Source organism: Kitasatospora sp. NPDC034533 (assembly GCF_055575155.1).
Genome location: NZ_JBVITE010000071.1, coordinates 19,062 through 43,699 on the forward strand (window position 1 = coordinate 19,062; position 24,638 = coordinate 43,699).

Consider the following 24,638-nt stretch of genomic DNA (forward strand, 5'->3'; position numbering starts at 1 on the left):
CGGGATGCCCGCCGTCCGCCGGGAACGGGGACAATGGCGCGATGGCGACGCACCGGCTCATGCTGCGACAGGACGAACTCCAGGCCGAGGCCGAGGAGGTCAACAACGACCTGGGGCTGGACGAGCTGCTCGCGCGGCTCGGGGAGCCGGTACGGGTGGGGAGCGCGGCGTTGGGGTTGATGGTGCGCAGGGACCTGGACGTCACGGTGGTGTGCCCCCGGCTCGACGAAGGGGTGCACGAGGCCGTGGCCGGGATCGGGGCGAGGCTGGCGCTGCACGAGCGGGTGCGGCAGGTGCGGTTCCGCAACGACACCGGCGCCTGGAACACCGACCCCGGCTACCCGGACGGGCTGTACCTCGGGTTGGACTACCGGTCGCCGCGGGGCCACCGGTGGTCCCTGGACATCTGGTTCGTCGACGAGCCCGACCGCCAGCCGGACCTGGCGCACCTGCGGACGTTGCCGCAGCGGCTCACCACGGAGACCCGGGAGGCGATCCTGCTGATCAAGCACGCGTGGGCGGACAGCCCCGAGTACGGCCGCGGCGTGCGCAGTTGGGACGTCTACCGGTCGGTGCTCGACGACGGGGTGCGCACGGTGGACGAGTTCGACCGGTGGCGGGCGGGCTCGTCGGCGTAGGTGATCCGGCTGGGCCGCCGTGCTGTACGAGGCTAGGCCGCGGCACCCCACCACGACGGCGCCCAGGCTCGGCGACGCCCGCACGGCCCGCCGTGCGACAACTGCGCGGAGCCGCTGCGTAGCCGGCCGGTCTCCGGGTGACGGACCTGCGCCGTGTCGGGCGAACGGGCAAGCGGGCGGGCGAACGGGCTACGGGCGTGGCGGCGGCGTGGGCGCTTCCGTCCCCGGTTCCGGTACGGCGCGGAACGCGTCGATGACGTAGGCGGCGAAGCGGCGGGAGGCCACGGCCCGGGCGGGGAGCGGGGTGTCGTGGAGACCTCGGTGGGCCGTGAGCATGAGGACCAGGTCGTCGACGACGAAGTCGGCGCGCAGCCGGCCGGTCCGCTGGGCGCGGCGGGCCAGTTCGCCGACCGCCCGCAGGGTCCGCTCCCGGTCGGCGGCGAAGTCCATGGTCCCGGGGAAGGCCGTCATGAAGGCGTCGGCGAATCCCACGCTCTGCGCGTGGAGTTCGCAGATCCGCTCGATCAGGCTTCGGAACCCGCGCCACGGGTCGGGGTCCGCCAAGGCGTCGTGGACCGCCGTACGGCAGGCGCGCCGCTGCTCGGCGAACGCCTCCGTGATCAGCGCGTGCTTGGTCGGGAAGTGCCGGTACAACGTGGCGGGGCCGACGCCCGCCTGCCGGGAGACCTCCCGGATGGGTGCGTCCAGGCCCCTCTCGCCGAACACCGCGCGGGCGGCGTCCAGGATTCTGAGCCGGTTGTCCCGGGCGTCGGAGCGCACGGGCTGAGGCAATCGGGCGGTCATCGTCTCTCACTTTAGCCAAGCGGACGGGGGCGTCCGCTACGGTCCGAAGGCGGCGCCCCGGGCCCGTCCCGGCGCTTCGCCGGTGACGGCCGGTCCCGGAACCCGCTCGACGCTCAGGCCCGCCCGTCCATCGGACGAACCCTCAAAAACCTCCCCCATCGACCCGAGGAGCAGCGATGAAAGCCGTCGTGATCAGGACGTTCGGCGACCCCGACGGCCTGGAGGTCGTCGACGTGCCCGAGCCCGCACCCGCCCCGGGACAGGTGCAGGTCGCCCCGGAGGCCATCGGGGTGGGCGGCGTGGACGCCGTGATCCGCCGGGGAACGCTCGCCGCCCACGGCTTCCGGGAGGGCCACCTCCTCGGCAGCGAGGTCGCGGGGAGGGTCACCGCGGTGGGGGAGGGCGTGGACGCCGCGTGGCTCGGGCGGCGGGTGTGGGCGTTCACCGGCCTGTCCGGCGGGTACGCCGAGCGGGCCGTCGCCGCGGTCGAGGACGTCCTCGCGCTGCCCGACGACCTGACCGCAGCCGCCGCGGTGGCCCTCGGAGGGTCCGGTGTGGTCGCCCACTTCGCCCTGGAACGGGCCGGCTTCACGCCCGGAGAGACGGTGCTCGTGCGCGGAGCGGCCGGCAGCATCGGGATCACGGCGGTCCAACTCGCCGCCGGGCACGGCGCGGGCGCGGTGGCGGTCACCACCTCGTCGGCGGACCGTGGCGCCCGCCTGCGGGAGCTGGGCGCCACCCACGTCCTCGACCGCACCGGTGCGGGCGGCCCGGACGCGCCGGCGGGCTTCGACGTGGTGATCGATGTCGTGGGAGGCGCCCAGCTCCCCCTGTTCCTGGACAAGCTGAACCCCAACGGGCGGTTCGTGGCGGTCGGCGTGGTGGGCGGGCATCCGCCGGCGGACTTCGGCATGCGGCTGGTGGACGCCTTCCGCAGGTCGTTGACGTTCGCTACCTTCAGCTCCGACACCGTGCCCGGCCCCGCCCGCCAGAGCGTGCGATCGGCCCAGTTCGCCGCTGCCGCACGCGGAGACCTGCGCACGGTCGTCCACGACGTGCTGCCGCTGGACCAAGCGGCACTGGCCCACCGCCGGATGGACACGGGCGAGGTGTTCGGCAGAGTCGTACTGGCGCCCTGACCCGGCCCCGGGCGAAGCCGAAGTCGAGGACTTCCCCATCGAGCCGGTCGACACCGTCGGCGCGGGCGACGCGTTCGTCGCCGGCTACCTCGCCACCCTGCTGGACGGCCGCCCGCCGGCTGACCGGCTGCGAGCGGCCAACGCGTGCGGCGCGCTGGCCTGTCTCAACACAGGGGACTGGGAGGGCTCCCCGGCGAGACGGGACCTGTCGGCGTTCCTGGACGGTACGGACCCGGTCGTGCGGTGACCGCCCGGTCGTGAGGACCTGGACGGCACCGCTCGGGGGTTCTGACCCTTCGCCTCACCCGACCGGCGTTTCGGCGGTCCTCGGAGTAAACCGTCGACCGCTCCCTCGGTGCTGCCGTTCGGCGTGGGCGGCTGCGAGCGCGGCGCCCGTCCCTGGCCCCCGGCACCTCCCTGGCTCCCGGCACTTCCCCGCCCGGCGAGCCGCTGCCGCCCGGGGTGGAGATCCTCGCTCACCCGGCGAGGTGACCGCCTGGCAGCGGCAGGCCCGTCGGCACCGGTCACCAGACCGGTGTCGGCCGCCGCGTCCCTCCGGGACCGAGCCCGGCGCCCGGCGGGTGGACGGGCGGCACATCGGCTAGCGTCGGTTGTGGGGGACCGGACGGCGGCCGGAGGTCGGTGGCATGGCGACGGGGACACCCACGCGGTTGGTGGACGAGTGGCAGCGGGCGGCGGACCGGCACCTGACGCCGACCAAGCGGTCGCTGGTGGTGATGTGGGCGGCGTTCGGGACCACCTTCGGCACGGTGCGGTTCATCACGCACGGGATCAGGGGCGGCTGGCTGCCCTGGGGCAACATCTCGGCGGGCGGCAAGCACCTGCACCACTACAACATCGGCATCGCGGCGCTGGCCGGAGTCGGCCTGGTGGCCGTCCGCGGCGACGAGCGGGCGGTCGGCCACCCGGCGGTGGCCGCCGTCTACGGCGCGGGCGCGGCCCTGATCTCCGACGAGTTCGCGCTGCTGCTGGACCTCCAGGACGTCTACTGGGCCAAGCAGGGCCGGGTGAGCGTCGACGTCTCGCTCGGCGTCCTCGCCGCGCTCGGCGGCTACCTGTCCGCCGCGCCGTTCTGGCACGAGCTCGTGCGGATCACCCACCGCCGGCTGACGGCAGGGTGAGGAGTCCGCCCGTGGACCCGGCGGAGTCGCCCGTCGGCGCCGTCGACCGCGATGCTGCTGCGGATTACCCACCCCACCCCACTCCCGGTCGGTGCGGCAGGGCGGCGATCCGCCCTCCAGGATGGTGAGGCGCACCGGAAGAGCCTCGCTCGGAACCTTCACGGGCCCGGGGCTCCCGCTGCCTCATCGGAGCACCTGTCGCCGAATCTCCTCAGCTCCGTGGCCAGGTGTGCGGAGCACCTGGGGGGTGTGGGCGGTGTCCATCGCGGGCCCTCCCAAGGGCGGGCCCGCCAACCAGCCACCAGGGCCAGGGCAGGGAGAAGGGCGGGAGGCCGACCACGGCCGGCCTCCCGCCCTCAGATGGCCACCCGGGCGGTTCTCAGGAGAACCAGACGGAGAGGCGGGCGGTGTTCGGGGCGACGTCACAGAAGTAGGAGACGGCTTCGCCCCGGGCCACGTAGGCCCGGCCTGCGGCATCGCACGCGGCGCCGCTCGGGTACATGCCGACGTAGGTGTAACCGGTGGTGCGGGTGGGGGACGCCTGGGCGGCGGGGGCGGCCATCAGGCCGCCCGCGACCGTGAGCAGTCCGGCCAGGGCCAGGGTGGAAACCGCTTTGCGAAGTGCCATGTGGATGTCTTCCTCGCTCAAGGGAGAACGCCGGAGTCCGGTTCCCGGCGTCCGGCGGCAAGCCTTCCGGAACCCCGGATTCGGGGCAATGGTAGAGACCAATTTGGCGGAAAGCCGTCGGCCCGCCGCCCCGGAGGCGGGGCGGCGGGCCGGTGACGTGCGGTCAGCGGACGCCGAACCCGCCGATGCGGACGCCGTTGACGGCGCCCGGCCGGCCACCACCGCGTGCTGCCCGCCCTCGTGAACGTCCTGCTCCGGCGCGGGCCGCCCCCCGTCAGGCCAGTGGGGCAGGCCGTGCGACCGCGCCCGGGCGGTGCTCCCAGCCGCGCGCGGTTCGGGCGATCTCCCGGAAGCCCCGGCGCGTCAACCGCGCTGTCCGCGCGGCTTCGTCCGGGGTGGCGTAGGCCAGCAGCCGGTCGGCGCCGCAGTGCCCGAGCCACTCGCCGGCGTGCCCCAGCAAGTGGTCGAGCACGGCGTCGTCGTCCGCTTCGAGGGCGCTGATGTCGGCGAGGCCCCCGGTCCTGGACCGCCGCTCCGGGCGGTCCAGGGTGGTGTCCAACTCCAGGTACCCCACCGGCTCCCCGCCCCGGTGCGCGGTCAGTACCGTCCCGATCTCGCCGACGGTGCGCCGCAGTTCGAGACCGCTGTCGTCGGACGCGCCCGGCAGATCGGCGACCCGCGCCAGCAGCAGGATCTCCGTACGGCCGGTGTGCCGGAAGCCCGCCCGCTCGTACGCGGCCCGGACGTGCGGCCACTGCTCCGGCACGCCGCACACCCCCGGTACCGGCAGTTCCCCCTCGGCGTACCGGGCACGCACGCGGCGCCGGGCGAACTGCGCCAGGCATGCGCCCATCAGCGCGTCGGCGGCTTCCTCCGCCCCCGGCCGGAACAGGAACCACTCGACGACACCCGCACCCCGCAGGGCCGGGCCGACCCCGGTGTCGTCCCGGTACCACAGCAGGTGCGCGGCGGCCGCGACCCGCCCGTCCTCCTCGGCGACCAGTGTCAGCCGCTCGGCCACCCACGGGTCGGTGACGAACTCCTCGGGCCGTCGCTCCAGGCTGCTGACCACCGTGTTGACGGACGCGGAGGCGCCGGGGACGACGGCGGCGGCGTGCGCGTTGACGAGGCCGGTGAGCTGATCGCGGTCATCGCGACGGAACACGCGTACGGGCATGGCTGATTCTCCATGGGTCAGGTGATGGGAAAGCCGCCATGCGATGCGGTACACGCCGATGATACGACGTGAACCCACCCACCGGGAGCCGGGTGCCCGGCCCCGAAGGCTCCGCCGGTGCGCCGCCCCCTCGGCGAGGCGGCGGCCGGCGGGTCGGCGGGCCGGCGCCGTCGGGAGAGCCGGCGTCAGGAGGGCGGACGTCAGGAGAGCCGGCGCCGTCGGGAGCGGGCGGGGCGGCGGCCGGTGAGGGCGTCGAGGCCCAGGACGGTGCCCTTGGCGGTGGTCACGTACACCACGCCGTCCGCGTAGACCGGGCTGCCGGCCGTGGCGTCCAGGGGCCGCCGCCAGTGCACCGTGCCGGTGGCCGGGTCGACGCGCAGCAGCGTGCGGTTGCGGGCCGCGGTGACCACCCAGGCGTCGGGGCCGGCGACCGTGACGGCGGAGGCGCCGTGCGGGCCGGCGAGGCGCCAGCGGCGCATGCCGTCGCTCCTGCTCAGGGCGTGGACGCCGGTGTGGAAGTCGCCGACGAGGAGCAGGTCGTCCATGACCGCCGGGCTGTCGTCGATCGCGCTGAGGCCGACCTCGACGCCCCAGCGCTGCTTGCCGGTCGCCGCGTCGAAGGCGTGCAGCAGGCCGGCACCGGTGCCGAGGTAGACGGTGCCGTCCGCGACGCTCGGGGAGCACAGGGCGAGGTAGCGCTCGGCGTTGTCGTCGTACCAGAGCCGCTTGCCGTCCTTCACCCGGTAGGCGCCCAACTGCCCCTTGACGCCCGTGACGTGGACCCGGCCGTCGGCCACCGCGGCGGCCGAGCAGGAGCCGTCCGGCAGGAGCTGCTCCCACCGCCGTCGGCCGGTGCGGGCGTCCGTGGCGATCAGCTTGCTGGGGCGGGTGTTCCGCAGCGCGAACATCGACATGGTCACGGTGTAGACCACGCCGTCGGCGACGGTCGGCGAGGCCGAGGCGCCGACACGGGTGCTCCAGCGCTCGGTGCCGTCCTCGGCGGCGAGCGCGTACAGCAGGCCGTCCTCCCCGATCACGTAGACGGTGTCGCCCGCGACGGCCGGGGTGCCGGTCAGCCGGTCCCCGGCGTCGTGGCGCCAGCGCGGTTCGCCGGTGAGCGCGTCCAGGGCGTAGCAATGCTGTCCGGCGTTCTGGTAGAGCGTGCCGGCGCAGACGACGGGGGAGCTGGTGGGGCGTTCGGGCAGGCGGGTGCTCCAGGGCAGGAAGCCGGCCGGGGCCGGGGCTTGGGGGCGGACGCCGGTGTGGGCGGGATCGCCGCGGTACATGGCGGCCGGGCCGGCGGGCGTGGCCGCGGAGGAGGACGGCGTGGCGGCGGCGGGGGCGGGGCGGCGCGTGTGCGCCGGGCGGGGCCTGCCCCACAGGGCCGGGTCGGCGAGGTCGACGAGCCGGGTCAGCGAGCGCAGGACGGACAGCGGCTGCTCGGGGCCGAGCGAGGGTTCGGCGGGGCCCACGTGGCAGAGCCAGCGGTCGTCCACCCGCCACTCCAGCCAGTGGTGGTCGTCGGCGAACTCCCGGACGGCGGGCGTCAGCAGGCGCCCGGCGACATCGGGGTCGGTGGTCTCGACCAGGTGGACGGCGTCGTACGCCTCGTCGCCGCTCTCGTACAGGTGGTGGCCGGGCTTCTCCAGGATCTGGCGGCGCAGCAGCGGCAGCAGCCGGTCGGCGCCCAGCGTGTGGAGGGAGACCACCACCAGGGGCAGCGGCCGGGGGAGTTCGACCAGGTGGACGGTGCGTATGCCGTCGCCGCCCCGGCCGGTGACCCAGTCGAACACGGTGACCCGGTGGCCGTCGAGCGTGCCGTTGGCCACGAACCGGGCACGCGGCGCGGAGCCGCCGATGGAGAGCACCGCTCCGCGCCAGCGCTCGGCCAGCTCGGGGCTCTCCTCGTGGAACGCCCAGCCCTGCTCGGCCGCCAGCCGCCGCCGCGCGGCCCTGCGCCCGCGCGGTCCGTCGGACGCTGCCCCGATTCCCCAACGACCCATGTTCCACCTCCGGTTGTGAGGTCATGAACGTATCGCGGGGGACGGACTCGGAGCACCGCCGTACCGGGGCCGGGCCGGGAAGGCGGGCCGTCAGACGTCGGGATGCTCGGCCGGGGTCTCCTTGGGAGGGTGCGCGTCCACCCTCGGCGGCTCACCCCGGTCCGGCGTACGTCCTCGCGGCGTCCGGCTTCGCCGCCGGGCATCCAGACCCTTGCGCCGTACCACACCTCCATCACTCTGCGTTACGGCAAGCCTCCTCCCAGGAGACACCAGTTCACCCGCAGCCTCTGGACACCCGGACGCTGGAGTGGGGCCTTCGCGACGCCTGCCGCGCCGGCGTCGGCCCGGCCGGCCTCGCTGGTGGTGGTTCCCCGGCCGGGCAAAGGCGGCCTCCTCCGGACGGCGCAAGTGCCGTCACCTCGGTCGGACGGCCGGAGTTGCCGGTGGCCGCCCTGAGCGGTGTGCTCGTAGGACGACGGTCCGTCACAACCTTGGGAGAAACATGCGCATGCGAATCGCCCTTCCAGCCGCCACCCTGGCCATGGTCGGCGTCATCGCCACCGCCAACTACGCCGTTGCCGACGACTTCGACGTCAACATCATCCGGAACGTCGACCTGCAGATCCCACAGGGCACGTGCCAAGGCATCGCGAACATCGGTATCCCCATCGACACGATCCCGGGCGAGAACGTCAACTGCACCAGCGGGTGACCTGACCGCCGAACCCCGGCAGTCGGCCCAGGCCCCACCCAGACCCACCCGAGGCCGGGCCGGGCGCGGGATTCGAGAACGGGGGGAACCACTACTGCCCGAGGTCACATGATCGGGCGAAGCATGGAGTCGCAGCGGGACGAGTCGGGGTACGACTGCATCGGTCCCGTCCAGGTGTCACCCCACCGCTCGTAGAGTGCCCGGACTCGCGGGTGGTCCTGATCAGGAGGTGGGAACGGTCCTCCGGCCAGTGCGACAACAGCTCCTCATGCAAGGCGCGGGCAATGCCCGTGCCGCACCACGCCGCACGAACCATCACCTCGCACAAGGCGAGCGTCCGACCATCGGTCTCCTCCAGCAAGTCCGCCGGCACCCTGAAGGCAGGGTCGAGCAGACGCATGCCCTGCTCCTCTTGATCGGCCGGCGAAGCCCCGCCCCTCCCGGGCCCGTCGACGGGCCCGGGAGGGCGCGTTCACGTGATCACCGGGACTGGTTCCCTGCGGAGGCCTTCAGCCGCGTGGGCAGCCAGGTGCGGTAGCGGCGCAGGGCCTGCCGCTGCTGCCGCTGCTCCGCGAGCAGGGCGACCGCCGGGTGGACGTTGGGCCTGGGCACGCTGCCGCGGGCGATGCGGCGCAGTTGGCGGCGGACCTGGGCCATGCTGGCGGCCGAGGCGAGGGGCTTGTCCTTCCAGGTCACCGGCCGCAGCTGCCGGTCGGCCTCGCGGCCGTCGACCCAGCGGCTGGGCAGGTCGGGAGTGACGGCGAGGGCGGTGCCCATCCCGACGACCGCGACGCCGCCGGCCAGGACCTGCTCGGCGGTGCTGCGCCGGGTGATGCCGCCGGTGAGCATCAGCAGCACGGGGCTGGTGGCGACCAGGCCCCGGGCCAGCTCCAGGAAGTACGCTTCGCGGGGCTGGGCGCGGGTGTCGGTGGCGCGGCCGGTCATGGCGGGGCTCTCGTAACTGCCGCCGGAGAGCTCGACCAGGTCGGCGCCGAGCGGCGCGAGCGATTCGATCACCAGGCGTGCGTCCTCGGCGTCGAAGCCGCCGCGCTGGAAGTCGGCATCGTCCAGAGGTCTTTCCCGGCTCCGACGCCGAGGCCCTGCCCACCGGCGTATGGGCCGTCGTCCACGGCCTGGCCTTCCTCCACTTGGACGGAAAGCTCGACACCTCCACCCCGGAGGTGGTCTCCAGCCAGGTCCGTGCCGCCGTTGGGGCACTGCTCACCGCGTCACCGGTGTCACCTCGGCCGGAGGGCGCGACGGCGCAGCAGGTCACCTCCCGGTAACCGCCGCGACCCGCGACCGGCCCGCCCTGACCGCTAATCGGCCAGGTCGGCCACCATGCGGGTGGCGAGCCGCCTGGCAGAGCCGGGGTTCTGGCCGGTGTAGAGGGCGCGGTCGACCTCGATGTGGGGCAGGAGCGGGAGCGCTCCCTTGGCGTAGTGCGCGCCGCTCTCGCGCAGCCGGTCCTCCAGGAACCAGGAGGCCTTGCGTCCGAAGCTGTTCAGCTTCTCCTCGACGTTGGACAGCGCGGTGATCCGGTACCCGGCGAAGGGCCAGGAGCCGTCGTCGTTCCTGGCCGCGAGCAGCGCGGCGGGGCCGTGGCACAGCAGGCCCAGCGGCCTGCCGGAGGCGAGTTGCCTGGTGAGGAGTGCTCCGGACACCTCGTCGTGGGAGAGGTCCTCCATCGGGCCGTGGCCTCCGGGGTAGAAGACCAGGTCGAAGTCGTCGGGATCCACCTCGCCGAGAGCGGCGGGGGCCGTCAGCGCGCCCTGGATCGTGGCGAGGTAGGCGGCGACCTCGCGGAGGGTGCCCGGAAGGCCGGCGGTGCGGCCCATGCTGATCTTGTCCAGGGTGGGCTGCCTGCCGCCGGGGGTGGCGATGGTGATCTCCCATCCGGCCCCGGTGAAGATCTTGTGCGGCAGCGCCAGCTCCTCGCCCCAGTAGCCCGTGGGGTGCTTCGTGCCGTCCTGCAGGGTCCAGTGGTCGGCTGCCGTCACGACGAAGAGGACTCGGGTCATGGGCTCGCCTTCTTTCTGGGCGATGGCGGGGTCGTTCGTCCGACCGGCTGCCGTCGTGTTCCGTTCGCCTCGATCTTCGGCGCCATCATGGGCGCCTGCCCGGTGAGAGCCGCTTTCCGCGGCCGGGGCTACAGGTTGCGCGTGGCGCGCGGGCCCCGACGATGGGAGGAGGGGAGGTTCGGCCGGGGGTCCATCAGGCGCGGCCGGCGAGGCCGAACGAGCAGGGCACACGTGTGCCCGCGACATGGAGAGAACATGACCGAGCTTCCTCCCCCGATCACGCCCTACCTGGAACCCGCCGCGCGGGAGTTGTGCGACGCGACCGATCCGCACCCGCGGATCTACGAGGTCCCGCCCGAGAAGGGCCGCGAGATCCTGCTCGGCCTCCAGGCGGACCCGAGCGTGCCGCGCCCCGAGGTCGACGAGGAGTGGGTCGACGTGGACGCCGGCCGGTGGGGCACCGTCCGGACCCGTATCATCCGGCCCAAGGGCGCCACCGGGCCGCTGCCCGTGGTGTTCTACATCCATGGCGCCGGCTGGGTCTTCGGCGACGAGAAGACGCACGACCGGCTCTTCCGGGAACTCACGGTCGGTGCGGGCGCCGCGGGGGTCTTCCCCGTCTACGACCGCGCGCCGGAGGCGAAGTACCCGACCCAGGTGGAGCAGAACTACGCCGTGGGCCAGTGGGTCGTCGAGCACGGCGAGGAACACGGACTGGACACCTCCCGCATCGCCGTCACCGGCGAGTCGGTCGGCGGGTGCATGTCGGCCGTCTTCGCGCTGATGAACAAGGAGCGCGGCGGCATCGACCTCAAGGCCCAGGTCCTGCTCTACCCGGTGACCAACGCGGACTTCGACACCCCGTCCTACCTGCAGTTCGCCGAGGGCTACTACCTCACCCGCGACGGCATGAAGTGGTTCTGGGACGCGTACACCACCGATCCCGCCCAGCGCGCCGAGCACCACGCCTCCCCCCTTCGGGCGTCCCTCGAACAGCTCAAGGGCCTGCCGACCACCCTGGTCATCACCGACGAGGCCGATGTCCTGCGCGACGAGGGCGAGCAGTACGCCAACAGGCTTCGCGAGGCCGGCGTCGATGTCACCTCGGTCCGCGTCGCGGGTATGGTCCACGACTTCCTGCTCCTGGACAGCCTCCGCGACACTCGCGCCGCCAACGTCGCGCGCAAACTCGCCGTCGACGCCCTCAGTACGGCGCTCCACGGCGCCTGAGGAGAGCTCGCCCTCGCCCTGCCCGCAGGTGCGCACGGTCCGCCGCCATCGCCGCAACGGCCCTGGCCGAAGTCCTCGCGCAGTGGGTCCACCTCGGGGCCCAGCCGTAGGCGGAACGCCGCGCTGCCGGGCGGCGGGCCCGGCGGCTTGCTCCGCCGGCGCGGGCGCGGGCCGGGCGGCGGTGTCGGGTCAGCTGTCGTCTTCGTCCGGCGCTCAACGGGCCTGCGCGCCGGTGCTCCTCTCCGCTGGTCCCGCCACGAGAAGGAGCGGCAGCGGAGCTCGGACGAGCCGGAGGCACAAGCGCGGCTGGAGGCGGCCCGTACGCGCCACGCGCACCACGACGGTGGGCAGGCGCAGAAGGCCCGCTACGGCCCTGACTCCGCGTCCGGCACGGGGCCGGCCTTCAGGGCCGGGCGGGAGAGGCCGGGTACGACTCCTCCCGCGTTGTCAGAGGTCGAATCCGGGGACGGTCCCGAGGCCGCGTGCGCGGTGTGAAGAAGTCGCTCGTCCTCGTGACCACGGTCAGGGGCCGGGGCCGAGGGCCGGCCTACTGGGGGGTCAGTCCCATGGCTCCTCCACGGTTCCGGTGAGGAAGAGGCTGGTCTCGAAGAGTTCCGGGCCTATCCGGACACCGGTGAGGTGTTCGGCGAGGGCCAGGGCTGTCTCGGTTTTGCCGGGGTACCGCTCCGGTTCGAAGTCCGGTACGGCTGCCGTGATGGAGCCCGGGGCCATGTCCTGGGCGCGTAGCTGGGTGGTTCCGTCCGCGTACCAGCAGAAGGTGGTGTTCGCGTTGACGTTCCGGAAGTGCGAGACCAGGGTGGCATCCGCCCAGGCGGCGATCGACTCCTCCCGGACGCCGAGATAGCCGTTGGGCTCGACGACCAGTGTCCAGCCGGCCAGGTCGGTTGCGGCAATGAGCATCCGCTCGCCGCTGGTCTCGGCTTCCAGGTCCTCGGCCGTATCGCAGACGGAAGTGACGCCGGTGACCTGGGGGCCTGTCTCCGCCTCTGCGCGACGCAGCAGTTCCCGGGCGGGCACGCCTTCGACCAGGGTCAGGCAGTACGCGTCCTGCAGTGAGGGGTAGAGGTCGCGGAACCAGCGGTGGTCCGGCGTGTGGCCGTCCATGGATGTTCCCCCTTCGGAGGGCGGCTCGCGTGTGGCAGGTGGGCCATGGCTGTCCGGAACCGAGCAGCCCGGCTCGCTCATTCGTATCACCCGGTGCTGTCCGGATGCTGTTCGTGCTCGGTGCACTTGTCGAACGGGGCGGGTGCTCTGTCATGGGGGCCGAGGCAAGGAACAGGAAGGCCCGGTGCGAGGTGGCTCAGCGGTGATGGCTTTCACGTAAGGAAATTCCCCACCCCGACGGTCACGTGTCCCCAGGGAGACTCTGCTCGCCGCTGTAGGGAGACGTTCAGCTGAGAGTGCGGGGCCCCACGTGCGACGAGCGGTTGGCTGTCGTCCTCTGGCAGGACCGCTAGGAAGCGCCAGTCACTGTCTTCGACGCGGGCCAGACCAATGGTCTTGGCTGCGTTGAAAGCCTCGATGGCGGCCTCGGCGCCCTCGGTCAGTGAGTCAAGGCGGGTGTAGTGTCTGGCGAGGTCAGCGGCGGGATCGCGGAGCCATAGGCGCACTTCTGCCCCCGTTTCGCAGGGCGGCGAGGAGGTCGTCGCGGGCCTGTCCTGGGTCGGCGGCCTGGAGCCTGTCGTGAAGCCGCTCTTGGGCGCACGGCTTCGTGGGAGCAGTTTCGGCCCGCCGGCGGCAGTCCGGACACGCCTCGGTCTGCGCGGGTTCGAAGAGGTGCACATAGCGGGTGACCTGGTACTCCGGGATGCCACAGAGCGTCCCGCTCTCGCCCATGGCGTGGTCGACGCCGGGCCCGCCTGTGCCCAGGCCGGCGCCGAAGCTGGCTGCCTCCCGTGCGGTCGCGAAGGACCATCCGCCGTCTGGTTCATCAGTCACGCGGCAGAGCTTGCCACAGCCGTCTCTCCTGGTCAGCCCATTCTTCGGCGGCGACGTTCCCGCATCGAGTGGTCTGAACGCCGATGAGACCCGGGGCCCGAATTGGATGTGGTCGGGTCACCTCCGCGCGGGCGGAGCGGACGGCGGCCTCTCAGCGGGCGTCGGCTTCGTTGATCAGGTACTGGAGCTCGTCGAAGATCTGAAGCACAACGACGACCAGCACGTGGTCGGCGACCATGAACTCCACCACAACGCCGGGCGCGGCGTAGGCCTTGCGCAAGTGCTCGTCCGGGCCGAGCGGCGCCGTCGCCGTCTTATGGTACGGATCACGGGCCAGAACGGTCAGCGCGCGGTCCAAGAGGTCGCGCCGGTCGGCGGGCAGCGCATCGAACGTCGCCCTCGCCTCGACGGTGTACTGCACCCGGTACGTCATGCCCACACGATAGCCGGAAGGGCTCCCCGGCCGGGAGGGTCTCCGCCCACCGGTGACCCGGCCACCGACAAAGGGACACCGGACACCTTGGTGCCCCTTGGCGCCAGGACGCCCCCATGTCCCACGACCAGGGTTCAGGCACGGATTTGGTGAAGCCGATCGTGCTTCCGTACGTCGAGTGACTACCCGCCATATCCAGTGGATGCCTGATGCTCTCGGAGCGCGGTGAGCGCCCGACTGGCTATCTCGTCGGGTGTGCCAATAGCGTCGACCGTGACGAGGAGCCCTTGCTTTGCATAGTGCTGGATGATGGGCTCCACCATTGCTTCGAAACTGCTGAACCGACCGCGGATGCTCTTCTCTTTGTCGTCCTCACGCCGATAAAGCTCACCGCCGCAGACGTCGCAGGCGCCATCGACGTCGACGGTGTCCACCGTCGGCTCGTGGACGTGGGCCGAGTCGTTACGGCAGAGGCGACGTGCGGACTGGTGGCGTACGCGGCCCTCCACCTCCTGCTCGGGAAGGTGCAGGCGCAACACGCTGTCCAGGGGCGTGCCGAGTTCGTGGAGTAGCTCGTCCAGAGCAAGCGCCTGGGCGGCGTTGAGCGGGTGCCGGTCGAGGAGGAAGGCTGCGGGGGCAGCCTGGCACAGGCGGTCGCGGACGATCGCATTGATGATCTCGTCTGGGAGCGGCCTGCCGGAGTTCATGATCTCGGCGGATCGGATCCCCAGGTCGGTGCCCTGACGGAGGTGAGCGCGTATGACATCGCTGATGTTGATGCGCGGCACTGCCAGGACCCGAGCCAGCGACTCGCTTGGTGTCTCCCACAACCAGGCCGGTGGTTGCAAGATGGCGATGCGCATCGAGCCCGGCGCCATCAGCGGCAGATCCAGTAGCTGTCGCGGATCGGGTGCTCGTGTTGCTCGCCGGTCGAGCAAGTCACCACGACATCGCCGTCTTCGTAGGAGGCCCGGTCGCCCGCCGCGACGAACAGCGGTCCGTCCAGCTCGACCTGAAAGCCGGCGTGGAGCAGGAACTCGCTGAGCAAGAGCATCCGCGACACCGGGGTGACCCCGTCGATATTCAGGCGCACGAACCAAGCATCCCGCAGGGACCGGTGCCGCCGCGACTGGTTTCGGGGGGTGCCGAGGGTGTGCAGGTAGGCCAGTCCCATGCCGGACAGCGCGTCGATGAGGGTGCGGCACGTGGCCGCGGTGAGGTGGGGGTCGGTCTCCAGCGCGCCGTGGAGGTTGATGGCGGGGGAGATGCGGATGCCGACGTGTTCGCTGCCGATGGCGTCGCTGACGGCCTGTGCCACGTCGACGACGAAGCGGGCACGAGCCTGAGGGGAGCCGCCGTAGCGGCCGGTGCGCTCGTTGGTGGAGGGAGCGAGGAATCGGTGCAGGAGGTAGCCGTTGGCGCTGTACAGTTCGACGCCGTCCGGGCCGGCGTCAAGGGCTGCGCGGGTGGCCTTCGCTCGTGGCGACGGTGAAGTCGGCGGAAGCCGCCGAGCCGCACAACGGTGCGCACGATCACCCCTGCGATGCCGGCCGAGACGGCTTGGGCCAGGGGTCACACCTCGGAGGTGGCCGTGAGGACGGGGGCGGCGGCGTGGAGGGCCTGGGCGGGGGTGAGGTGGGTGCCGTGGGTGTGGGCGGTGGTGAAGGTGGGGGTGCTGCGGACGCGGTGGGTGATGCGGTCGACGTCGGTGCGTTCGGCCGGGGGGAGGGGGGCGTCGACGGTGCGGCGGGCGGCGTCGGCGGCGCCGAGGAGCAGGGCGGCGGTGTGGGCGGCCGGGGCGGTGGGGAGCAGGGAGGCCGCGCCGGCGAGGCCTTCGAGGGAGAGGGCGAGGGCGCGGGGTTCGGCGAGGGTGCGGGCCACGGCGAGGCCGCGCAGGTGGTGGGCGGCGGCGAGGGCGGCGTCGCCGCGGAGTTCGGCGAGGAAGCCGAGTTCGGCGTGGACGAGGTGGTCGCCGGCCAGGGAGGAGACGTCGGCGTAGCCGTCGCGCAGGCGGTGGAGGTGGATTTCGGCGGCGTCGAGGTCGCCGGAGCGGCGGGCGCCGAGGGCGAGGCCCATCTCGGCGTGGATCTCGCCGTACTTGTAGCCCTGTTCGGCGGCGCCGCGGCGGGCCTGTTCGTGGAGCTCGCGGGCGCGGTCCCAGTCGCCGGCCAGGAGGGCGAGGCGGCCGAGGCCGGAGGTGCGGGCGGAGACCTCGGCGGCGAGGTCGAGTTCGCGGGCGATGCGCAGGCCGTCGAGTTGGCGGCGTTCGGCCTCCTGGTAGTCGCCCTTGATCTCGGCGAGGGCGGCGAGGGAGGAGACGGTCTGGAGTTCGCCCCAGCGGTCGCCGAGTTCGCGGAAGAGGGCGGCGCTGCGCAGCCCGTCACGGCCGAGGCCATCGAGGTCGCCGCGGATGAGGGCGAGGGCGGCGCGCAGGCCGAGGGCGGCGGCGGTGCCCCACTGGTCGTCGGCGGCGGTGAACAGCGCGAGGGCGCGATCGTTCAGCTCGCCGCCGGCGTCGGCGGCTCCGGCGCTGAAGAGGCCGTAGGCGCACAGCCACAGGGCGCGGGCCCGGCGGACGGGGTCGCGGAGGCCGTCGCCGTCGGGGACGGGGCCGGCGGGGTCGTGGGCGCCGGTGAGGAGGGTGAACGCGGTGTGGAGGGCGGCGAGTTCGGCGCCGTGGGAGGCGGGGGCGGCGTCGAGGACGGCGCGCAGGCTGCGGCGGGCCTGGGTGAGGCGGCCGCGGACCAGCCACCACCAGGCGAGCGCGGTCGCCAGCCGTACGGCTTCGGCGGGGGTGCCGGCGGCGGCGCGGCGCAGGGCCTCGTCGAGGGCGGCGAGCAGGTTGCCGGATTCGGCGTCGAGGCGGGTGAGCCAGGAGCGCTGGCCGGCGCGGCGCAGTTCGGGCTCGGCGCGTTCGGCGAGGGCGAGGTAGTGGGCGAGGTGGCGGTCGCGGACGGCGGCGAGGTCCTCCATCTCGTGGAGGCGTTCGGTGGCGTAGGCGGCGACGGATTCCAGGAGGCGGTAGCGCGGGCCGGTGGGGCCGGTGACCACGACGACCAGGGAGCGGTCGACGAGCCGGGTCAGCAGGTCGGGCACCTCGGGTGCGGCGACGCCGTCGCCCGCGCAGACGGCCTCGGCGGCCTGGAGGTCGCAGCCGTCGCTGAACGCGGCCAGGCGGCGCAGCACGATGCGTTCGGGGGCGCTGAGGAGTTCCCAGCTCCAGTCGATGACGGCGCGCAGGGTCTGCTGGCGCTCGGGGGCGCCGCGCCGGCCCGAGGTGAGGAGCCGGAAGCGGTCGCCGAGGCGGGCGGCCAACTCGTGGACGCCCAGGGCCCGTACGCGGGTGGCGGCGAGTTCGAGGGCGAGCGGGATGCCGTCGAGGCGGCGGCAGATCTCGGTGACGGCGGCGAGGTCGGCGGGGGCGAGGTCGGCTGCGGGGAGGCCGGTGGCGCCGAGGTCGGCGGGGGCGCGGCCGTCGGGCCCGGGGGAGACGCCGCGGGCCGCGGCGGCGGCGCGCTGGGTGAACAGCCGCACGGCGTCGTCGGTGGGCAGCGGCTCGACGAGGAACACCTCCTCGCCGGGCAGTCCGAGCGGCTCCTGGCTGGTGGTCAGGACGCGTAGGCCCGGCGCGGCGCTCAGCAGGAGGGCGGCCAGGTCGGCGGCGGCGTCGACGACGTGTTCGCAGTTGTCGAGGACGAGCAGGGCGCGCCGGTCGCGCAGCACGGAGGCGAGGTGGTGGGCGGGGGACGGCGTGCCGGCGCCGGAGACGGGCAGGGCGGCGGGGGCGTGGTCGCTGATGCCGAGGGCGGAGGCGACGACCTGGGCGAGTTCGGTGGCGGTCCCGTGGCGCAGGCCGGAGAACTCGACGAACCAGGTGCCGTCGGGCACGTCCTCGCAGCGGACGGCGCCGGCGGCGGCGACGGCGAGCCGGGTCTTGCCGACGCCGCCCGGTCCGCTCAGGGTGACCAGGCGGGCGGTGCGCAGGAGCCCGGCGAGGTGGGCGAGGGCGTCGTCGCGGCCGATGAGGGGGGTGAGGAAGGCGGGCAGGTTGGCGGCCACGGGGGACGAGGGGGCTGCGGCGGCCGTTGGTGCGGCGGCGGGTGGTGCGGGCGTCGGCGGGGGAGCGGGTGCGGCGGCGGCCAGTTCGGGGGCCTGGCGGAGCACCGCCCGGTGGAGCGCGGCGAGTTCGGGGCTGGGGTCGACGCCGAGTTCGTCGAGGAGGCGGGCGCGCAGGTCCTCGTACGCGGCGAGCGCCTCGCTCTGGCGGCCCGACGCGTACAGGGCCCGGATCTGGAGGGCACGCAGGCGTTCGCGCAGGGGGTGGCGGGCGGTGAGGTCGGCGAGTTCCCCGGTGAGGAGGAGGTGGTCACCCGCGGCGAGGCGGGCCTCGGCCTGCTCCTCCAGGACGGACAGCCGCTGTTCGGTGAGGCGCCCGGCGGCGGCGCGGGCGAACTCCTGGTCGGCGAAGTCGGCGTAGGCGGGCCCGCGCCACAGGCCGAGCGCCTCGGTGAGGAGGTCGGCCCGGGCGGCGGGGTCGGCGGCCTCGCGGGCGCGCCCGACCAGGGCGAGGAAGCGGGCGGCGTCCACCTCGTCGGTGACGGGGTCGAGGTGGAGCCGGTAGCCGGCGGGCAGGCGGACGACGTGGTCGCGGCCGAGGGCCCGGCGCAGCTGGGAGACCTTGGCCTGAAGGGCGCCGGCGGGCCGCCCGGGCGGGTGGTCGCCCCAGAGGTCGAGGACGAGGCGGTCCGCGGAGACCGGTCCGCCGTCGTGTGCGAGCAGGTCGGCGAGCAGCGCCCGGACCTTCGTCTCCGGAACGCGGATGGCCACCCCGTCGTCGTCCCACACCGTCAATGGGCCGAGCACCCCGAACCGCATGCGCGTCACTGTACGTCAGGGCCCCTTCCCGTCTCGATGCCCACCCAGGTCGGGGCCGTCGCTCAGGGGCTCGGAAGCGGGCCCGAAGCGGCCGTCAGCCGATCCGAAGGTTCCCCGAAGCGGCTCGGCGCACAGTCGTGGCGACCGGATCGCCGTCCGCGGTCCGGTCGGGAACAAGGGGCGGGGGAGGAAGCGAGAGCATGACCAAGTACGCGGGCCGCACGGCCGTCGTCGCCGGGGAGGCCACCGCGATCGGGCTGGCCATCGCCAAGCGACTGGTGGAGGGCGGCGCCCGGGTCGTGCTGGCCGCCCCCTCCGCCGAGGAACGCCGCAGACTGGGGGCCGAACTGGGCTCCAGTGCCCGGGTGGTGGAACCGTCCGCGCTCGCGGCCCGGTTGGACTCCGAGGGCCCCGCGGGCACCGGCAGCGGCGGCGTCGACCTGCTGTTCGCCGACACCGCCGCCACGGCCCGTCCCCTGCTGGCGCGGGTACGGGACGGCGGTGCGGTCGTGCTGACGGCCCCGGGCCGGCCGCCCACCGCCGTGCACGCGCTCGCGGGGGAGCTGATCACCCGCGGCGTCCGCGTCAACGCCGTGGCGCCGGGCTGTATCGAGGCGCCGGGCGGTGGGGCCGTCCCCCTGCCGCCGCTGGGCCGCCTCGGCGCCGCCGAGGAGGTGGCCCGGGCCGCGCTCTTCCTGGCCACGGAGGCCACCTTCACCACCGGCGTCCGCCTTCCGGTCGACGGCGGTCTCGACTCGCCCTGAGCCCTGAGCCCTGAGCCCTGAGGCCTGAGGCCTGAGGCCTGAGCGCCGGGCCCCGAGACCTGAGCCCCGACCCCGGAGCCCGGCCCCCGAAGCCCGGACCCCCGGCCCCTCGGCTCCGACCCCTGACCCGAAGCCCTTTCGAACCCCGTCCGCGACGACCCCGGAGCACCTCCATGAGCACCGCAGCCGATTCGGCGGCGACGACCGACCCGACGGCGCCCCAGCAGGGCGCAGAGGCGCAGAAGCTGCCCATGTTCGCCCTGCTGGCCCTGGCCACCGCCGTCTTCATCACCAGCCTCACCGAGACCCTGCCCGCCGGTCTGCTCCCGGCGATGAGCCACGACCTGAACGTGAGCGAGTCGGCGACGGGGCAGACGGTCACCGTCTACGCGCTCGGCACCGCGCTGACGGCGATCCCGCTGACCGCGGTGACCTCCGCCTGGCGCCGCAAGCGGCTGCTCCTGACGGCCGTGGCCGGCTTCGCCGTCGCCAACACCGTCACCGCCGTCTCCTCCGTCTACGGCCTGACCATGGTGGCCCGCTTCGTGGCGGGCGTCGCGGCCGGCGTGGCCTGGGCTCTGCTGGCCGGGTACGCGCGCCGGCTGGCCCCGCCCCACTTGCAGGGCCGGGCGATCGCCGTCGCGATGGCGGGCATCCCGGTGGCGCTGTCGCTGGGCGTGCCGGCCGGCACCTTCCTCGGCAAGGTGACGGACTGGCGGGTGGTCTTCCTGGTGATGACGGCGCTGACCCTCGTGCTGCTGGCCTGGATCACCGCCGCCGTGCCGGACTTCGCCGGCCAGGAGCGCGCTGGGCGGCCGAGGATGCTGCACGCCCTGCGCGTGCCGGGCGTGGTCGCGATCCTGTTCGTCACCCTGGTCTTCGTGCTGGCGCACACCGTCATCTACGCGTACATCGCCACCTTCCTCGACCACCTCGGCATGGGCGGCGACACCGACCTCGTCCTGCTGGTGTTCGGCGCGGCCTCGCTGGCGAGCATCTGGATCGTCGGCGCGCAGATCCACCGCCACCTGCGGGTGCTGACCGTCGCCAGCTCACTGCTGGTCGCGGTGGCCGCCGCGGTGCTGGCGCTGCCGGCAGGCCAGGACGCGCTGGTGTACGTGGCCGCCGTGCTGTGGGGCCTGGGCTGGGGCGGCGTGCCGACCCTGCTCCAGACCGCGGCCGGTGAGGCGGGCGGCGAGGAGGCGGCCGACGCGGCGCAGGCCATGCTGGTGACGCTGTGGAACGTGGCCATGGCGGGCGGCGGCGTGATCGGCGGCGTGCTGCTGGAGGTGAGCGGGGCCGGGGCGCTGCCATGGAGCGTGCTGCTGCTGATGGTGCCGGTGATCGCCGTGGTGGTGCTGGCCCGCGGCCACGGCTTCCCCGCCAGGCGGTCGGCCGGGTGAGGGCCGCCGGAAGCCCCGGCCGCCGGAAGCCCCGTCCGCCGGAAGCCCCAGCCACGGAAAGCCCCGACCGCCGGAAGCCCCGGCCACGGAAAGCCCCGACCGCCGGAAGCCCCGGCCACCGGAAGCACGTGAGCATCGGATCGTGACGCCATGACCGAAGAGTCCGGTTCGGCCCGTACCGCCGAAGCGCCGCCGCACCACGTGGAGTCCGGCGCCGGCCCGCCCGTGGTGCTGCTGCCCGGCCTCACCGGCGCCGACGGCGTCGTCCGGTTCCCCGTCGAACGCCACGGCGTCGGCGTGCCGCCCGCCGGTGCCTTCGGCGAACCGGAGGACGCGCTGCCGCGCTGCCCACCCGCGCCGCCACCAGCCGCCCGTACGGCGACACCGACGAGCGGCGCCCGGCCGCGCCCGGCCGCGCCGGCCGCACCCGACCCGCTCGCCCCGCCGTGGACCGGCCGGCCCCTCGACCACCCCGGCGAGGCCCCGGCGGACCTCGCCCGCCCCTGACGTCCGCCCCTGACGTCCGCCCGTGACGTTCGCCCCTGACCCAATCCCGACGTCCGTTCCTGACACCCCCTTTCGGAGGATCTCCCATGTCCCAGTCCCTGCCACCCGTCCTCGCCGAGGTGGCCTACCAAGGCGGCCACTACGCCACCTTCGCCACCTCCGACACCTTCGACCGGCCCGAGCCGGGCGAGGACCAGCCGCTGCACCGGATCGCCGAAGGCGCCCTGGCCGCCGCGTCCACCACCACCGGCGGCTCCGCCGCGTCCACCACCACCGGCGGCTCCGCCGCGTCCACCACCACCGGCGGCTCCGCCGAGGCCGTCCTGGCCGCCGTCACCGAGGGCACCGAGAACGCCGAGAGCGCCGAGGGCACCGAGAGCGTCCGCCCGGCCGCCCCCTCCTCCCTCCCGGCCGCATGAGCGGGGCCCCCGAGACCGCCGGACGCCGCCAGGTGCACCTCGCGGTGCAGCTGCCCGCCATCCACAACATCACCCTGTGGGCCGACCCGCGCTCGAAGAGCCAGATCGCCTTCGAGTCCTTCCGCCACCTCGCCCGGACCGCCGAACGCGGCCTGTTCGACTTCTTCTTCCTCGCCGAGGGCCTGCGCCTGCGCGAGCACAAGGGGAGGATCTACGACCTGGACGTGGTCGGCCGCCCCGACAACCTCACCCAGCTCGCCGCACTGGCCGCCGTCACCAGCCGGCTCGGACTCGCCGCGACCGTCAACGCCACCTTCAACGAGCCCTACGAACTCGCCCGCCGGCTGGCCACCCTGGACCACCTCAGCGGTGGGCGGGCCGCCTGGAACGTCGTCACCAGCTTCGACGCCTTCACCGGCGAGAACTTCCGGCGCGGCGCCTTCCTGGAGGAGCGCGACCGCTACGGCCGCGCCGCCGAGTTCCTCACCACGGCCCGCGAGCTCTGGGACAGCTGGGACGACGGCGACGTGCTCGCCGACACCGCCTCCGGTGCGTACGTACGGCCCGGGGCCGGCCGCTTCGCCCACCACGGAGGGCACTTCGACATCTCCGGACGCTTCACCACCCCCCGCTCCCCGCAGGGGCACCCGGTGATCATCCAGTCCGGGGACTCCGACGCCGGACGCGAGTTCGCCGCCGCCGAGGCCGAGGTCGTCTTCAGCAAGTACAACCGGCTCGACCAGGCCCGGGAGTTCTACCGGGACGTCAAGGGCCGCCTGGCCGCCCACGGCCGCACGCCCGACCAGCTGAAGATCCTCCCCACGGCCGGCGTCGTCGTCGCCGACACCGACGGGGAGGCCCGGGCCCTCGCCGTCGAGATCACCCGCGCCCAGGTCAGCCCGCAGACCGCGATCGCCCACCTGGAGGCCGCCTGGGGCCGCGACCTCTCCGGGTACGACCCGGACGGCCCGCTGCCCGAGACCGATCCCGACGGCGAGGCGCAGACGCTCAAGGGCCACTCCGTCTTCCGCCGGGACCGCGCCGAGACCGCCCGCCGCTGGCGGGCCCTCGCGATGGAACGGGGCTTGAGCATCCGCGAGTTGGTCATCGAGGTCCACGGCGCCCAGCAGACCTTCGTCGGCTCCCCGCAGACCGTCGCCGACCGGATCGACCACTTCGTGCAGACCGGCGGCGCCGACGGCTTCGTCCTCGTCCCGCACCTGACCCCCGCCGGCCTGGACGACTTCGTGGACCGGGTCGTACCGCTGCTCCAGGACAAGGGCGTGCACCGGCGCGAGTACACCGGCACGACCCTGCGCGACCACCTCGGGCCGGCGCCCCTGGAGAAGGGACAGACCCCGTGACCCTGCCCCCGCTGCACCTCGCCGTCGCCCTCGACGGCGCCGGCTGGCACCCCGCCGCCTGGCGGGCCGAGGGCTCCCGGCCCGGCGAGCTGTTCACCGCCGCCTACTGGGCCGACCTCGCCACCGAAGCCGAACGCGGCCTGCTCGACTTCGTCACCATCGAGGACGCGCTCGGCCTCCAGACCACCGCCTTCCACCGGCCCGACGAGGACACCGGGCGCGTGCGCGGCAGCCTGGACGCCGCGCTGATCGCCTCGTACCTGGCGCCGCTCACCACCCGCCTCGGCCTCGTCCCGACCGTCAACGTCACCCACACCGAGCCCTTCCACACGGCCGTCGGCATCGCCACCCTCGACCACGCCAGTGGGGGCCGCGCCGGGGTGCGCCCGCAGATCGCCTCCCGCGCCGCCGACGCCACCCACTTCGGACGCCGGACGACGCCACAGCTCACCGAGGAGGACGTCCGCGACCCGGAACGCATCGCCCGGCGGCTGCGCCCGCTGTTCGACGAGGCCGCCGACGTGGTGGAGGCCGCCCGGCGCCTGTGGGACAGCTGGGAGGACGACGCCGAGATCCGCGACGCGGCCACCGGCCGGTTCGTCGACCGCGACAGGATCCACCACGTCGACTTCACCGGCGAGCACTTCTCGGTGCGCGGCCCCTCCATCACCCCGCGCTCCCCGCAGGGCCAGCCGCTGGTGACCAGCCTCGCCCACGCCCGCGTCCCGTACGAGTTCGCGGCGCGCTCCAGCGACCTCGTGTACGTCACCCCGCACTCGCGCGAGGGAACGGCGCGGATCCTCGGCCAGGTGGACGCCGCCGTCACCGCCGCCGGCCGCGACCCGGTCGAGCGGCCGCTGCTGCGCTTCGCGGAGGTCCTCGTCCTCCTGGACGGGGAACCGGGCGCCGCCGCCGCGCGCAAGGAGCGGCTCGACGCCCTCGACGGCACCGAACTCGCCTCAGACGCCGAGGTGTTCACGGGCACCCCCGCCGAACTCGCCGACCTCCTCCTCGACTGGCGCGAGGCCGGCCTCGACGGCTACCGGCTGCGCCCCGCCACCCTGCCGCACGACCTCCGGCAGATCACCCGCGGCCTCGTCCCCGAACTCCAGCGGCGCGGCGCCTTCTGCACCGCGTACGAGGCGACGACGCTGCGCGGCCACCTGGGCCTGGCCCGGCCCGAGAGCCGCTACGCGCGCCGAGTGCCCGCCCGGGACCGGGAATCCGGTGGCGGGGCCGGGCGGTGATCACGGTCGGGACGCTCGACCGGACCGCCGGCGGCTTCGGTCCGTGCCCGTCAGTCGGCCGGGCCGGGGGCCGGGGTGAGGCGTAGTGCGGTGTCGATGAGTGGGACGTGGCTGAAGGCCTGGGGGAAGTTGCCGACCTGGCGTTGGAGTCGGGGGTCCCATTCTTCGGCGAG

General features: G+C 74.1%; 23 protein-coding genes and 2 pseudogenes. 13 read left to right on the forward strand and 12 right to left on the reverse strand.

Going from position 1 to position 24,638, the window contains the following annotated elements; translation table 11 throughout:
• Nucleotides 1-41 precede the first annotated feature (41 nt).
• Nucleotides 42-638 carry a hypothetical protein gene (locus tag ACZ55U_RS33315; RefSeq protein ID WP_465532255.1) on the forward strand — a complete coding sequence of 199 codons (597 nt, stop codon included), beginning with the start codon at nucleotides 42-44 and terminating at the stop codon, nucleotides 636-638.
• A gap of 189 nt (nucleotides 639-827) precedes the next feature.
• On the opposite strand, the gene ACZ55U_RS33320 is transcribed toward ACZ55U_RS33315, so the two are convergent.
• Complete coding sequence (locus ACZ55U_RS33320; protein WP_465532257.1) at nucleotides 828-1,442, reverse strand: TetR/AcrR family transcriptional regulator; 615 nt, start codon at nucleotides 1,440-1,442, stop codon at nucleotides 828-830.
• A 176-nt stretch (nucleotides 1,443-1,618) separates the two neighbouring features.
• Between ACZ55U_RS33320 and ACZ55U_RS33325 the strand changes: the two genes are divergently transcribed.
• The 3 genes and pseudogenes from ACZ55U_RS33325 to ACZ55U_RS33335 all read left to right on the forward strand — a co-directional run bounded on the left by ACZ55U_RS33325 (nucleotide 1,619) and on the right by ACZ55U_RS33335 (nucleotide 3,723).
• Nucleotides 1,619-2,581: a zinc-binding dehydrogenase gene (locus ACZ55U_RS33325; protein ID WP_465532259.1), complete on the forward strand. Its 963-nt coding sequence runs from the start codon at nucleotides 1,619-1,621 to the stop codon at nucleotides 2,579-2,581.
• A gap of 25 nt (nucleotides 2,582-2,606) precedes the next feature.
• A pseudogene (locus tag ACZ55U_RS33330) lies at nucleotides 2,607-2,828 on the forward strand (carbohydrate kinase family protein); the annotation flags it as partial.
• A gap of 400 nt (nucleotides 2,829-3,228) precedes the next feature.
• Entirely contained in the window at nucleotides 3,229-3,723 is a 495-nt protein-coding gene (locus ACZ55U_RS33335; RefSeq protein ID WP_465532262.1) for a hypothetical protein, read from the forward strand.
• Nucleotides 3,724-4,102: 379 nt separating this feature from the next.
• Here the strand turns inward: ACZ55U_RS33335 and ACZ55U_RS33340 are convergent, their stop codons facing one another.
• The 3 genes from ACZ55U_RS33340 to ACZ55U_RS33350 form a co-directional block, all read right to left on the reverse strand.
• Nucleotides 4,103-4,351, reverse strand: coding sequence for a hypothetical protein (locus tag ACZ55U_RS33340; protein WP_465532264.1), 249 nt, complete (start codon nucleotides 4,349-4,351; stop codon nucleotides 4,103-4,105).
• 274 nt (nucleotides 4,352-4,625) lie between these two features.
• Complete coding sequence (locus tag ACZ55U_RS33345) at nucleotides 4,626-5,528, reverse strand: GNAT family N-acetyltransferase (RefSeq protein ID WP_465532266.1); 903 nt, start codon at nucleotides 5,526-5,528, stop codon at nucleotides 4,626-4,628.
• 200 nt (nucleotides 5,529-5,728) lie between these two features.
• The gene (locus tag ACZ55U_RS33350) at nucleotides 5,729-7,531 is read right to left on the reverse strand and encodes an outer membrane protein assembly factor BamB family protein (RefSeq protein ID WP_465532268.1); all 1,803 of its coding nucleotides are present in this window, start codon (nucleotides 7,529-7,531) and stop codon (nucleotides 5,729-5,731) included.
• Between the two features lie 502 nt (nucleotides 7,532-8,033).
• Between ACZ55U_RS33350 and ACZ55U_RS33355 the strand changes: the two genes are divergently transcribed.
• Nucleotides 8,034-8,243, forward strand: coding sequence for a hypothetical protein (locus tag ACZ55U_RS33355; RefSeq protein ID WP_465532270.1), 210 nt, complete (start codon nucleotides 8,034-8,036; stop codon nucleotides 8,241-8,243).
• A gap of 480 nt (nucleotides 8,244-8,723) precedes the next feature.
• On the opposite strand, the gene ACZ55U_RS33360 is transcribed toward ACZ55U_RS33355, so the two are convergent.
• Nucleotides 8,724-9,260 (reverse strand): hypothetical protein, encoded by a 537-nt coding sequence (locus tag ACZ55U_RS33360; protein ID WP_465532272.1) that lies wholly within the window; start codon nucleotides 9,258-9,260, stop codon nucleotides 8,724-8,726.
• Between the two features lie 59 nt (nucleotides 9,261-9,319).
• Here ACZ55U_RS33360 and ACZ55U_RS33365 point away from each other — a divergent pair.
• Nucleotides 9,320-9,529: pseudogene (locus ACZ55U_RS33365) on the forward strand (TetR family transcriptional regulator); the annotation flags it as partial.
• A 33-nt stretch (nucleotides 9,530-9,562) separates the two neighbouring features.
• Here ACZ55U_RS33365 and ACZ55U_RS33370 read toward each other — a convergent pair.
• Nucleotides 9,563-10,264, reverse strand: a complete 702-nt coding sequence (locus ACZ55U_RS33370; RefSeq protein ID WP_465532274.1) for a type 1 glutamine amidotransferase domain-containing protein — start codon at nucleotides 10,262-10,264, stop codon at nucleotides 9,563-9,565.
• A 255-nt stretch (nucleotides 10,265-10,519) separates the two neighbouring features.
• Here ACZ55U_RS33370 and ACZ55U_RS33375 point away from each other — a divergent pair, with 255 nt between their 5' ends.
• Nucleotides 10,520-11,494: an alpha/beta hydrolase gene (locus ACZ55U_RS33375; RefSeq protein ID WP_465532276.1), complete on the forward strand. Its 975-nt coding sequence runs from the start codon at nucleotides 10,520-10,522 to the stop codon at nucleotides 11,492-11,494.
• A 558-nt stretch (nucleotides 11,495-12,052) separates the two neighbouring features.
• Here the strand turns inward: ACZ55U_RS33375 and ACZ55U_RS33380 are convergent.
• From ACZ55U_RS33380 to ACZ55U_RS33400, 5 genes are all read right to left on the reverse strand, one after another.
• Nucleotides 12,053-12,619, reverse strand: coding sequence for a DUF6461 domain-containing protein (locus tag ACZ55U_RS33380; RefSeq protein ID WP_465532278.1), 567 nt, complete (start codon nucleotides 12,617-12,619; stop codon nucleotides 12,053-12,055).
• 985 nt (nucleotides 12,620-13,604) lie between these two features.
• Complete coding sequence (locus ACZ55U_RS33385) at nucleotides 13,605-13,886, reverse strand: hypothetical protein (RefSeq protein ID WP_465532280.1); 282 nt, start codon at nucleotides 13,884-13,886, stop codon at nucleotides 13,605-13,607.
• 182 nt (nucleotides 13,887-14,068) lie between these two features.
• A complete protein-coding gene (locus ACZ55U_RS33390; RefSeq protein ID WP_465532282.1) occupies nucleotides 14,069-14,749 on the reverse strand; it encodes an adenylate kinase family protein in 681 nt (226 codons plus the stop codon).
• 14 nt (nucleotides 14,750-14,763) lie between these two features.
• Nucleotides 14,764-15,462, reverse strand: a complete 699-nt coding sequence (locus ACZ55U_RS33395; protein WP_465532284.1) for an oxidoreductase — start codon at nucleotides 15,460-15,462, stop codon at nucleotides 14,764-14,766.
• Entirely contained in the window at nucleotides 15,459-18,761 is a 3,303-nt protein-coding gene (locus ACZ55U_RS33400) for a BTAD domain-containing putative transcriptional regulator (RefSeq protein WP_465532286.1), read from the reverse strand. Before ACZ55U_RS33400 ends, ACZ55U_RS33395 begins: the two co-directional genes overlap by 4 nt.
• A gap of 200 nt (nucleotides 18,762-18,961) precedes the next feature.
• Between ACZ55U_RS33400 and ACZ55U_RS33405 the strand changes: the two genes are divergently transcribed.
• From ACZ55U_RS33405 to ACZ55U_RS33430, 6 genes are all read left to right on the forward strand, one after another.
• On the forward strand, nucleotides 18,962-19,525 hold the full coding sequence (locus ACZ55U_RS33405) for an SDR family oxidoreductase (RefSeq protein ID WP_465532288.1): 564 nt from the start codon (nucleotides 18,962-18,964) through the stop codon (nucleotides 19,523-19,525).
• 173 nt (nucleotides 19,526-19,698) lie between these two features.
• Nucleotides 19,699-20,928 carry an MFS transporter gene (locus tag ACZ55U_RS33410; RefSeq protein ID WP_465532290.1) on the forward strand — a complete coding sequence of 410 codons (1,230 nt, stop codon included), beginning with the start codon at nucleotides 19,699-19,701 and terminating at the stop codon, nucleotides 20,926-20,928.
• Nucleotides 20,929-21,078: 150 nt separating this feature from the next.
• Nucleotides 21,079-21,435 (forward strand): hypothetical protein, encoded by a 357-nt coding sequence (locus ACZ55U_RS33415; RefSeq protein ID WP_465532292.1) that lies wholly within the window; start codon nucleotides 21,079-21,081, stop codon nucleotides 21,433-21,435.
• 86 nt (nucleotides 21,436-21,521) lie between these two features.
• A complete protein-coding gene (locus tag ACZ55U_RS33420; RefSeq protein ID WP_465532294.1) occupies nucleotides 21,522-21,854 on the forward strand; it encodes a hypothetical protein in 333 nt (110 codons plus the stop codon).
• Nucleotides 21,851-23,218 carry an NtaA/DmoA family FMN-dependent monooxygenase gene (locus ACZ55U_RS33425; protein WP_465532296.1) on the forward strand — a complete coding sequence of 456 codons (1,368 nt, stop codon included), beginning with the start codon at nucleotides 21,851-21,853 and terminating at the stop codon, nucleotides 23,216-23,218. Before ACZ55U_RS33420 ends, ACZ55U_RS33425 begins: the two co-directional genes overlap by 4 nt.
• Nucleotides 23,215-24,465 carry an LLM class flavin-dependent oxidoreductase gene (locus tag ACZ55U_RS33430; RefSeq protein WP_465532298.1) on the forward strand — a complete coding sequence of 417 codons (1,251 nt, stop codon included), beginning with the start codon at nucleotides 23,215-23,217 and terminating at the stop codon, nucleotides 24,463-24,465. The genes ACZ55U_RS33425 and ACZ55U_RS33430 overlap by 4 nt, the downstream gene beginning before the upstream one ends.
• 50 nt (nucleotides 24,466-24,515) lie before the next feature.
• On the opposite strand, the gene ACZ55U_RS33435 is transcribed toward ACZ55U_RS33430, so the two are convergent.
• Nucleotides 24,516-24,638, reverse strand: a 123-nt coding sequence (locus ACZ55U_RS33435; RefSeq protein ID WP_465532302.1) for a glycoside hydrolase family 15 protein, incomplete at its 5' end; no start/stop codon positions are given.